Source organism: Cellulomonas sp. P5_C6, from assembly GCF_054049635.1.
Map to the genome: position 1 here is coordinate 1 of NZ_JBFULZ010000339.1, position 1,855 is coordinate 1,855.

Sequence of the window (1,855 nt, forward strand, 5' to 3'; positions counted from 1 at the left end):
CGGCTCGCACCGGAGCTGCTGCCGCCGCGCTGACCGCCGCCGGAGCCGCCGCTGCTGCGCGGCGCGCCACCCGAGCTGCTCCTGCCGCTGGACTGACCGCCGGACGAACCGGCGCCCCCCGAACGTCGTTCCTGCGGGCTCATCTGATGTCTCCGATCGCCTGGTCGACACCCTCGAAGGAGTCGATGTCCGGCAGGTAGGGCGCGAGCGGGGGCATCTCGTCCAGGCTGGACAGCCCCATCCGCTCCAAGAAGTATCCCGTGGTCTGGTACAGGACCGCACCGCTGGACGGATCCGTCCCCACCTCGGCGACCAGTCCCCGGGTGGTGAGCGTGCGGACGACGCCGTCGACGTTGACCCMGCGCACCGCCGAGACCTGCCCGCGGGTCACCGGCTGCCGGTACGCGATGACGGCGAGCGTCTCGAGCGCGGCCTGCGTGAGCCGGGCGGTCTGCCCCTCCAGGACGAAGCGGCCGACGACATCCGCGTACACGGGCGCCGAGTAGATGCGCCAGCCCTCCCCGGCGCGGCGGACCTCGAATCCGCGCGGCCGGCCACCGAGGTCGCCGCGGTACTCGGCGGCGAGCTCGTCGAGCAGGGCCTCGACGCGGGCGGTCGGCAGCGCGAGCACGGTCGCCAGCCGGACGGCCGGGATCGGCTCGTCGGCCACCATCAGCACGGCCTCGAGCGCCGCCAGGGCACCGCCGGGCAGGTCGTCGACGTCGAAGGCGAGCTCGTCGGCGGCGGCGGACTCCACCGCGGTGGCGTCGACCTCGGCCGCCTCGTCGGGCAGAGTCTCGTCAGGCAGGGTCTCGTCCGTCATGCGTCCTCCTCGGGTGCCCTCTCACGGGCGAGCTCGGCGTCGAGCGTGGTGTCCAGCGTGTCGAAGTCGTCGGAGACCTCGACCTCGCCCTCCTCGGCGCCGGTCCACCGCACGGTGAGCTCGCCCAGGGGTGTGACCTGGTCGAACGCGACCGCGCCCTCCCGGAACAGCTCCAGCAGCGCGAGGAACCGTGCGACCACGACGATCGTCGCGTCGGCGTCGGCGGTCAGGGCACGGAACGACATCGAGCCGCCGTGCCGCAGCCGGTCCACCAGGACGGCGGCCTGCTCGCGGACGCTCACGGCGGGGGCGTGCAGGTGGCTGATGTCGACACCGGGCGGCGCGGCCCTGGGCATCGCGGCCTTCGCCGCCATCGCCGCCAGCTGCTCGGGGCCGATCTGCCAGATCAGCTCGGGCAGCAGCGCCGCCAGGTGCGGCTCGAGGGTGACCAGCCGCGGGAACCGGCGCCCCTCGGTGGCGAACCGCTCGGCCAGGTCCGCGGCGACCAGCTTGTACGCGCGGTACTGCAGCAGGCGGGCGAACAGCAGGTCGCGCGCCTCGAGCAGCTCGAGGTCCTCGGCGTCCTCCACGTCGGCCGACGGGAGCAGGCGGGCGGCCTTCATGTCGAGCAGGGTCGCGGCGATGACCAGGAACTCGCTGGCCTGCCCGAGGTCCCAGTCCTTCTCCGCGGCCCGGATGTGCGCGATGAACTCGTCGGTGACCTGCGCGAGCGCCACCTCGGTGATGTCGAGCTTGTGCTTGGCGATCAGGCCGAGCAGCAGGTCGAACGGGCCGCTGAAGTTGGTGAGGTGGACCTCGAAGGCCTGGGTGCCGACGGGCGCGGGCGTCGAGACGGGCTGCTCGGGCGGGACCGCGCGCCGGTCAGGCGGCGTCGCCACGAGCGACGAGCTCACGAGCCAGCTGGCGGTAGGCCGCCGCACCGGCGTGCGTCGGGGCGTAGGTGGTGATGGGCTCGGCGGCCACGGACGCGTCCGGGAACTTCACGGTCCGGCTGCTCACCGTGTGCAGCAG

At 73.7% G+C, this 1,855-nt stretch carries 3 protein-coding genes; all 3 read right to left on the minus strand.

The annotated features are described in order from the left end of the window. Positions 1 to 139 precede the first annotated feature (139 nt). Positions 140 to 823 (minus strand): SMC-Scp complex subunit ScpB, encoded by a 684-nt coding sequence (gene scpB, locus ACXJKG_RS20890; RefSeq protein WP_456847636.1) that lies wholly within the window; start codon positions 821 to 823, stop codon positions 140 to 142. Then, entirely contained in the window at positions 820 to 1,722 is a 903-nt protein-coding gene (locus tag ACXJKG_RS20895; RefSeq protein ID WP_456847637.1) for a segregation and condensation protein A, read from the minus strand. Before ACXJKG_RS20895 ends, scpB begins: the two co-directional genes overlap by 4 nt. After that, positions 1,706 to 1,855, minus strand: a 150-nt coding sequence (locus ACXJKG_RS20900) for a ParA family protein (RefSeq protein ID WP_456847638.1), incomplete at its 5' end; no start/stop codon positions are given. The genes ACXJKG_RS20895 and ACXJKG_RS20900, both read right to left, overlap by 17 nt.